Genomic DNA, 8,581 nt, shown 5'->3' on the forward strand with positions numbered 1-8,581 from the left:
CGCTCGGTTTCTGAGAGAGTCTATAAATTCTAAATAAGTCTTATTAATCTTAGGTGTGCTGGAATCTTTATCTGGCAATACTTCTGGCTCGTGCTTGTTGCGTGGCGATCGCGCAAGTTGCGGTCAGGCAACAAAGTTGTCTCATCGCAACTTGTTGCTTCATCGCAACAGTGCAAGCCTTTGGTGAGAACGTGAACCTTAACCTTAAGAAGCTCCATATCGACAAATCCCTTTTCATCCAACGCTTTGAGGGCACGCCCTACAGTGCTGCGGTGAACTGGCTTTTCTGCGGTAGATAAATCCTTGGCAATCCTTGAAGGTGATATTTCCATTCCGGTGCTGTATGGGTCGAGAGTGCGAAGGTAGTAGAGTACATCCCTCTGTGCTGGGGTTAATTCCCGGCAGGCTCTTAGCCATTCTTCATGTTGAAGCGGGTAGAACTTCCCCTGAATCTTTGTGTCTGTCATAATATGGATAAAACGAGTTTTGCCCTTACCCGCATATGCAAGTAGAGCTAGTTTGTTGTAAAAGTCGCTAAAATTTCACAAAACTGTCACCCCAGCACCATTAAGCCAGTGTGATTTTTGTTAAATTGTATTTTCTAGACAGATTTGATAGTATTCAATAACTTTAAAAAAAGCAAGTAGTGGCATATGGATAAACATCAAGAAATATTAATTACAGCAATTAGGGAAAGTTGCTTAACAGCAAGAGAGATTTCTGTTAGGGCTGGTGTCCACGAGAGTACTATTAGTAAGTTTCTTGATGGCAAAAACGACCTAAAAGCTGGTAATTACTTCAAAATCCTTCATGCCCTACCAGAAAATTGTAGAATTCCAGCACTAGCGAGAATAGGAGTAGTTGAGTTAACGCCTATTCAACTAATTGAATCTGCCACACCTAAAGAAAAGGCTGAAATACTACAAGCGATCGCCGCTTGGGTATTACAACCAGGGGCCATATCTGGAAAAAATACGGATACTACAGACCTGCAAGTAGCAGTATGATAGCCTGAGAAATTTTTGATATACACTTAGGCGCTTATTGTGGTAAATAAGGGTGGGGATGATTTTTTATAAAAATTAATGGAAAACTGCGATCACTTGGATGCCGAGGGAAAAGCTAAGTTAATCAAGCATCTAGTGGGTGAACCTGGGTTACAAGTGGTAATAGGGAGTAATCAAATTCATGCTACGAATGTATATCAAGTTAATTTAAATAGTCCCGATCAGATATCAACGATATTGGATGCGATCGCCAAAAAAATTTCTTCCCAGAATTCCTCAGAAGATAAGACAGAGGGAGCGGATTAATTTTTAGAGGAGGAGTGGGGCTAACAAGCTTATGCCTTTAGTTATTTTTTTGGCATGGTAGCGATGAGATACTCTTAAAGGGAAAATGCGACACCGAACAGCCCGCACAACGGACGCGCTCAGTGACCAGCGTGGGCATCGCACCCTTCACAAGAGCGATCGCACTGTAACAACTGCGGATCAGTAGCACTATCCCACAAGTGTAGTTATTGATTAGTTTTGAGGGATAATCAAAAGCTATAGTAAAGCTCAATCTACCATCTACCAGAAAATAACTATGCTAGATATCAAATGAGCAATGGAGCAATTCGGCATAGAAGACAAAAACATTACAATTATAATTTTAGAAAAGTTTGATAAGTTTAACTATGGTTGTTTCAGTTGCGGCTCATCTAGCGATTTACTTTATACAGAAATAGGTGAGGTTATCTGTAAAGACTGTAGAAAAGACCTTTGCATTAATGATGATGGACTTATAGATTCGGAGGAGTTACAAGAAGTATTTGAACTAGCTTTTGCTGAGGAAGATGATGACTGGCTAGATGATGATACTGAAACTGACTAGAAATCATCATCAAAGTCTTCACCAGACTAAAAAGGTGATTCTAAACCCGTATATCTGTAGCTTCGTCTTTTTGTTGAGTAGCCTTCCATGAGGTTACACTAGGCATAGCTTTCATCTGGTAATTTTTGTGATTTTTATAAGTTTGTTCGAGGACATTTTAGCTGAATAAACTCCCTACATTTTTGTATATATTTTCATCTTTTATCGCAAATCAAAGGGTTTAAGACCCTATGTCTACACGTAGCGTCAGTTTCAGTCGGGGTTTAAATCCCCGTTTGAAAATGTCTTTAATTTTGAATTTTTAATATACTTTAGGCAAACTAAATGAAATTTATTACTAATTTATATATCAATAAATATTGGTTAAATATTGAAGTTTTGTTGATTGGGTTTTTGAGATAAAGGTTATATACTAAAACCAATATATGTAAAATAAAGTAGTTAGGTTTCATTGAATAATGAGTATTTATTGGCTTCATCATATAGCTAATTTTTAGGGCAAGGATATGAGCATTTTAGAATTGATGCAGGCATTGACATTTTTGCATAAATATACTTTTGATTATTTATTCTATAAGTATTTATAGAAGGATGTAGCCATTTTATGTGGTTTGTTGAGAACCTGTATAATCAACTAATTTTATCATTAAAAGTTGCTTATATTAAATATTTTTTAACTATTAAAAATGAATTATTTTCTTCAAAATAAGGTTTAAAATTTTCGATTTACATCAAAAAAGTGTATTTGCTTTGTAGAGGATTGTTATGTCTCAAAATAGAAACAATAAGGGTAAAAAAGTCATGTCTGATGATAATACAACTAATAGTAATAATAGTAAACCTTAAAAGCGGCTAATAATTATCACAGGTGATAAAAGTGGTGTGGTAAAAAGCACCTTTGCACGAGTGCTATTTCAACTGTACATTAATAAAAGTTTACCCTGTGTTACTTATGAAGCTGACTTAAGAAATCCTCAGTTAGAAAGATATTTCAAAAAAGACTACCGACCCATAATACGTTACATTGATATTTTTCATAGAGGTGGTGCTGACGACTTATTAATTAATTTAGATGAGAGTGATTGTCCTATTACGCTATTAGACTTACCAGCACAATCTGGAGGTTTCTTTGAAAGTTATGTCAAAGAGCTTTCATTTTCAGCAGGCGGCTTCTGGATCTGCCATCTTACAACCCGAAGATAAAAAGCTTCTGGATTGGGCTAAATCCAATGAAGGTAAGGTAGCGCGTAGTATTTATGTTAAAAACGCCGCCATCATTAAAACTTGCCGCCAGCAGAAAAAGTATTCAGGTGGCTGTATAATTGCAGTTGATTAATTTTTTAGGCAACACAGCCTTTGTATCCCTTATTACTAGTTTTAGCTGTATCTTTTTGACTGTTTTGGTTGGTTTTGACTCTTGTGTGGGTTTCTTGAGTAACTTCTTCTTCGATTTTCATGTCTGTAAAGCTAAGGATTCCCAGGCGGATTGCTTCGCGGATAGCATTTAACCTATCTTTGACTCCTAGCTTGATAAATGAATTATGTAGATATGACCTTACTGTACCTTTAGAAACATACATTACATTGGCAATTTCATTATTTTTCATGCCTCCGGCAGCTAATTGAAGAACTGTGATTTCTTTATTAGAGAAATCACTTAACAAATCTAGTGCATTTCTATCGGGTGTGTCATTTGACCTGAGACTATCGATCAGAATACGATTAATAGTTGGGTCAATCCATGATTCATTATTGTACGCAGCCATTACTGCTTCAACGAATCTTTCTCCTACTTCTTCTCTAAGGCTATTTTTACAGTAGTAGCAGTCTGCATCATTACTAATTGCCACGTTAATGGTCTCTCGGCTGCTATTTGCAGTTATAACCACAATTCTAATTGATGCGTGTTTGGATTTAATTGTGCTTATTACATCAATGCCATCGATATCAGGTAAATCAATATTTATAATTACGATATCTGGCTTTTCTTTGTCAACAATTTATATTCCTTGTTTTCCGTATTTGGCAAGGACACAGACTTGGATTGCACTAGTTTCAGATAATATTGTTGCCGCGCTAATCCTAGATATGTTCTCATTTTCAATAATGACAACATTAATAGGTTTCATATTATATGCTTTTTTGGTTTGGTATTTGTATTGTCTCTGATAATAATATTTATAGCACTTACCTTTTTTATAATTTTTAATCTTTACAATTACTATAAACTAATTAGCTTCTTTAAAGTTTTTACTATTATTCTTAAAAACTTTACAAAGTGATTGGGTGGTTTATGTAGTTTTCATTAAGCAATATATTGACTAGATGATTTTATTTATCAGTACTGGTTTTAATAGTTATCAGCGAATTAATAGAGGAATAGATAATTTTTTATGAAGAGCGATAAACTTTTAGCATGGATAGAAAAGATTGTTGTTTGGTCTTTAATGGGGATGCTATGTTTGGTCGGGTTAGGCAGATTGCCTGTTAACCCGACGAGTTTGTTTAACTTTACAGCGTCTTTTTACTATTTTGCTGTTGCGGTTGTTATTTGTCCCAAGACCCCCCTGAGTTTTAATAAAAAGCTGATTTTTGGATTTCTAGCTTTTATGTATGGCGTGTGGTTTGGGTTGATTTAATCTAGCTCTTTAGCAGAATCCTGGTTTTTGAATTGTTGTTGACTATGTTTGCGGCGTGCTTGTTGCTCATTGAACAGAGTCTTGAAACGTTCAAATTCCTCTTTGGTGAGATTATTAATGGTGATAGAGTACTCTTCTGAATTATTGTCACGAGATGCCAAGAGTGCTTCTCGACTTTCTTCACAATCAGGCAAATTTCTATCAAGGCTAAGAGTTTGCGAATCTTCTTCTAATTTTAGACTTGCAGTATATTCTTCACTTTTATAAATAATACCTTGTGTCTCTTTATCTGATTTTCCAAATATATCTAATCGGTCTAAAATTACAGGAATAACAAACTGTCTAATTTGAGAATCGGCGGTAAGAGATTGTACTCTATCTTCTGGACTCTCTTCTACTAGGTTGCCATTATTGTCGTCATTTTTATTTGTGGGGTTTTTTATAACCTCTGGTTCAATCGTCGTTCCTGTGAACTGGCTTGCTTCGGCTTGTAAAGTTGACTCTTGATTAACTTGATTAATAAAAGTGATAGGTTCAAGTTCTGTAGAGTTTACTTTGGCTTCATCTTGCACTATTTTGCTGACTCTGTTCATTTCGGAATTTAACCTTAGCACAGCTTCTTTTCGTTCCTCAGCAGTTGGAGGCTTTTTTGCAGATTCTTCAAATTTATCATTAGGGATGTTAAGCTGTTTGATCAATTCTCTGAGGAGACTAGCTTGCATCGCTGGAGTTAAACCTTCTACTGGAAGTCCGATTAGTTCTTTCATACTAAAGTTACCTCTCCATTAAATCTTTTTTGACATCTTTGAGAGCATTATTGATACGGGAATTCATGAGTTGAAAGTCCTGTAATGTTTCATCACTGATGTTACTTACTTGGGTTTTTCCTTCTTTGACATATAATAATATGTTGTCATTTTTATCTTTAACTAAGTAAATTTTGTCTTGGGCTTTTGTAGCAATTTGGTATTTTTCTGTTTGTACTGACATAATGCCATTGATATCTTCCTGTCCAATGATTTTAACTAAACTTTGGGCAAGACTGGTCATTTTATTAATTTTTTCTAGCTCCTTAATATCTCGCTCCATTGCCTTAAAAGCGTTCTCAAGACTGATGTTTTCTTTGATATATAAATCAGCTACCTCCTGAATTCTATTGAGATATGTTTCTGATTTACCGAGCTTTTCAGCTGCTACATACCAGTCTTGAAGATTTTGCACTGTATTAGCTTTCATCCGCTCGATAATGTTATCCATCGCTCCAACTTGCTGTATTCTGGGTTGAGAAGGTGATGCGAGTGCTTGGTCAATATTTGGTTGTTGACTTTGTTGTGGAGGGAAAATGCTCTTGTCTTTAGCAATAAACGAGTTATGTAATACTTGTGTATTGGAAGAAATAGTGTTGGTACTAATTTTGATATTTTCTACAGAATTAAATACAGCGTATCCTTGGGAAATTTGTTCTACCTTGTACCCTTTTTCTTGAAGATAATTTTGAACTAATTGATCAGTTCCTTGTGCGTTTCCGACTATGAAAGAGCTTTTGGCTTCTATTGCCTTATTAAGTAACGGTTTGTAGTGATTTTCAAAAGTTTGAGCAATTTGCTCGCTTGTCACTCCGCGCCACGGGCCAGACCCGGATACCATAATGATGTCGTCTTTCGAGTAATTTCCTGTGTTGGCGCGTTCTCCCCATGCTTGCTCGAAATTCCGAGTGCTTGAAGGTGTATTGGGGGGTGCAGCTGATTTACCGATAAACTGGGTAGCTATTTGGGCCATCGCAATATCTTTTTTCATGTGTTCAGCGACGGGAGCGTTTATAAGTTCGAGTTTGGACAGTGGATTTGTTAGCGAACGATCAGTCTGTTCGGACTTTTCCTGCTGGGTTTGTACTGTAGTTTGTTGTGATTTTTCAATTACATAGATGTATGCTTCGCTGAGGGCTTGAATAAATGCGGATTCTTTACCCTTACCCTCCCACTGTTTGTCCTGAGCGTTAGTTATATTGGTGAGGCAATGCGTTATGGAGCCTATGTTGTGAGCGGGTTCCCCGATTTCAGGCGATTGGTGCGGGGTTACTCCCGTTGTCGCAACTGCTGTACAGTTCTCTAACCAATCGACTCCTCCGCGTTTGGCGATCGCCTCAGTTAGCCGGGGGTGTTGTTCGAGTTTAGCCTGAAGCACTTCTACCATTAGCTTGTATTCATCAGCTGATCGATGCAACTGCTTTTGGTGGTTAAATGCGTGTTCGGCGGATGGGTATGCTAGTCCTTCAGGTTTTTGGACATGGGTTTCTACTCTATACTGTCCAGCAGGGGCTTCTGGATTATTATTGACTGAAACTTGGTAATCGTTTTGCAGCTTGCCTTGTTGTTTTGCGAGTGCAGTGGCAAGATTGAGTGCTACTCCAAGCCCATCTTTTGAGTCGGGGCTGATATTTACTGGAGTTGGAGGTTGTTTTTGGATGGCTGGGAACGAAACAATTTTGCCATTGACATAATCCCCTAGCGGCTCCATGAATAAGCCATATACCTGACTCTTACTCGCCTGGGTTTGGGTAAGTTCTTTAGATGAATGTTTTTCCCATTTCGCCCAGGCTTGCTGGTAACTTGGATATTGAATCATTTCGGGGGTAATTTTGTACTGCTTACCCACTCGGAAAGCAACTTGCTCGCCGTTTTTACCTTGGGCGATCGCAATATCTCCCTCTTTGACACCATAAGTTTTTTGATAGTCTACACCTCTGGTGGTGTGTATCCTACCGTGTCCGCGCATAGCATCGATAGTTGTATCAGCTGGCACTTTGGAAGGTTCGCTGTGCAGATGCAGCGAATAAACCATTGGTACTGGTTTTCCAGATATAGTCGGGTTGTCTGGAATCTGAGGGTTAGCAGCGCGTGCGGCAGTGGAATTCCCGATGGCGATAATTTATTCTACAGTTGGTTGGTTTAAAGGGTGTGAGGGTATGTTTCGGGTGACTTCTCTGAGGCTGGTATAACTGCGTTCTACTTTAATTTCTCCCCCTGGTGTCCACTCGTTAGTTTTGATGGTGAGGTGGGTTTCAAGGTGCGATCGCAATTGTTTTACTTTTTCCTCGCTTACCTTACCCAATATTTCGATCGCTTTAGTTTGATCAGCTTGACGCGAGTTTGGTAGTAATATTGCTTGGTTTTTATGTTCTAATTTTGTGTGTTTTGATACTTTTGTTTCAACTGAGTTTTGATAAATTTGTGAAATTCCTGCAATTTTGGCGTTAATATTTGATTGAATGTTAGTTATATTCTTTTCTGATACAGCTTTCGCAGGAATAATTGGTACTGAAGAATCTTCTTGATTAAGCTCTCTGGGACGATTAGGTAGTGCTTGTAGAGCTTTTTTGTACTCACTATTTTCTGGAATTTGGTTTAATTGTAAAAGACTACCTTCAGCCGCAACTTTTTGATTTAACTCTGCACTAAGTTGTTCGTAACGGTCAAATCCATCAACTTCACTGATATTAATCGGTTCTCCAAGTAAACTATTTAATTCTTCGTTTATTTTTTCACCAATCTCATTTTTATTAAAAATGAATGTAGCTGTGTTATTCTCAATAAAATAATGATTTTCAGTAGATTTTAATTCTAGCCAAGTAGGTAGCTACAGCGATCGCGTCTTGTGCGGGAACAACTAATCCGAGAGCTTCTTTAGTTTATACCTGCGATCTATCTGGAGAACTATATTGTTGGTTTGGGTTATAAAAATATACAGTTTGTTCTGGAATGATTGGACTGATTTGTGATGATGTATCTGCACTCTTGATATTACTACCAGCCTGGTCAATAAAGGTTTGTTTTAGTTCGTTATTAATGGTACTTTCATCGAGTACGAATACAGTCATACCTTTTTTGGCTTCTAACCGAGCTTGTGATCCGGGAAGCTGTTCGTATGATACTCCTACTTTTTCTAGATATTTTTTGGTTTTTTCGGTTATATAGCAATCGCCAAGGCGATTAGGACAGACAGTATAATCGATGAGTAAAGTAAAACTAGATACCGATTAAGCGTACAGCCCAAGGAAAGCTGAT

General features: G+C 37.5%; 7 protein-coding genes and 1 pseudogene. 4 read left to right on the plus strand and 4 right to left on the minus strand.

Annotation, left to right across the window (positions count from 1 at the left end):
• Nucleotides 1–29: 29 nt before the first annotated feature.
• Nucleotides 30–467, minus strand: coding sequence for a hypothetical protein (locus V7L20_RS06875; protein WP_334743346.1), 438 nt, complete (start codon nucleotides 465–467; stop codon nucleotides 30–32).
• A 186-nt stretch (nucleotides 468–653) separates the two neighbouring features.
• Between V7L20_RS06875 and V7L20_RS06880 the strand changes: the two genes are divergently transcribed.
• From V7L20_RS06880 to V7L20_RS06895, 4 genes are all read left to right on the plus strand, one after another.
• Nucleotides 654–1,007 carry a helix-turn-helix domain-containing protein gene (locus V7L20_RS06880; protein WP_094330968.1) on the plus strand — a complete coding sequence of 118 codons (354 nt, stop codon included), beginning with the start codon at nucleotides 654–656 and terminating at the stop codon, nucleotides 1,005–1,007.
• A 78-nt stretch (nucleotides 1,008–1,085) separates the two neighbouring features.
• A complete protein-coding gene (locus V7L20_RS06885) occupies nucleotides 1,086–1,313 on the plus strand; it encodes a hypothetical protein (protein ID WP_334743347.1) in 228 nt (75 codons plus the stop codon).
• Between the two features lie 298 nt (nucleotides 1,314–1,611).
• Entirely contained in the window at nucleotides 1,612–1,878 is a 267-nt protein-coding gene (locus V7L20_RS06890) for a hypothetical protein (RefSeq protein ID WP_334743348.1), read from the plus strand.
• 1,138 nt (nucleotides 1,879–3,016) lie between these two features.
• Nucleotides 3,017–3,214 (plus strand): hypothetical protein, encoded by a 198-nt coding sequence (locus V7L20_RS06895; protein ID WP_334743349.1) that lies wholly within the window; start codon nucleotides 3,017–3,019, stop codon nucleotides 3,212–3,214.
• Between the two features lie 4 nt (nucleotides 3,215–3,218).
• Here V7L20_RS06895 and V7L20_RS06900 read toward each other — a convergent pair whose 3' ends face one another.
• The 3 genes and pseudogenes from V7L20_RS06900 to V7L20_RS32535 all read right to left on the minus strand — a co-directional run.
• On the minus strand, nucleotides 3,219–3,878 hold the full coding sequence (locus V7L20_RS06900; RefSeq protein WP_334743358.1) for a response regulator transcription factor: 660 nt from the start codon (nucleotides 3,876–3,878) through the stop codon (nucleotides 3,219–3,221).
• Nucleotides 3,879–4,513: 635 nt separating this feature from the next.
• Entirely contained in the window at nucleotides 4,514–5,284 is a 771-nt protein-coding gene (locus V7L20_RS06905; protein WP_334743350.1) for a hypothetical protein, read from the minus strand.
• 7 nt (nucleotides 5,285–5,291) lie between these two features.
• Nucleotides 5,292–8,487 (minus strand): annotated as a pseudogene (locus tag V7L20_RS32535) (hypothetical protein); the annotation flags it as partial.
• Nucleotides 8,488–8,581 lie beyond the last annotated feature (94 nt).

This window comes from Nostoc sp., from assembly GCF_036916735.1.
In the GTDB taxonomy this organism is placed as follows: Bacteria; Cyanobacteriota; Cyanobacteriia; order Cyanobacteriales; family Nostocaceae; genus Nostoc.

Coding starts and splice junctions, on each gene's coding strand:
- V7L20_RS06905 (WP_334743350.1), bottom strand. CDS start 5,284: ATGAAAGAACTAATCGGACTTCCAGTAGAAGGTTTAACTCCAGCGATG.
- V7L20_RS06885 (WP_334743347.1), top strand. CDS start 1,086: ATGGAAAACTGCGATCACTTGGATGCCGAGGGAAAAGCTAAGTTAATC.
- V7L20_RS06890 (WP_334743348.1), top strand. CDS start 1,612: ATGGAGCAATTCGGCATAGAAGACAAAAACATTACAATTATAATTTTA.
- V7L20_RS06895 (WP_334743349.1), top strand. CDS start 3,017: ATGTCAAAGAGCTTTCATTTTCAGCAGGCGGCTTCTGGATCTGCCATC.
- V7L20_RS06875 (WP_334743346.1), bottom strand. CDS start 467: ATGACAGACACAAAGATTCAGGGGAAGTTCTACCCGCTTCAACATGAA.
- V7L20_RS06880 (WP_094330968.1), top strand. CDS start 654: ATGGATAAACATCAAGAAATATTAATTACAGCAATTAGGGAAAGTTGC.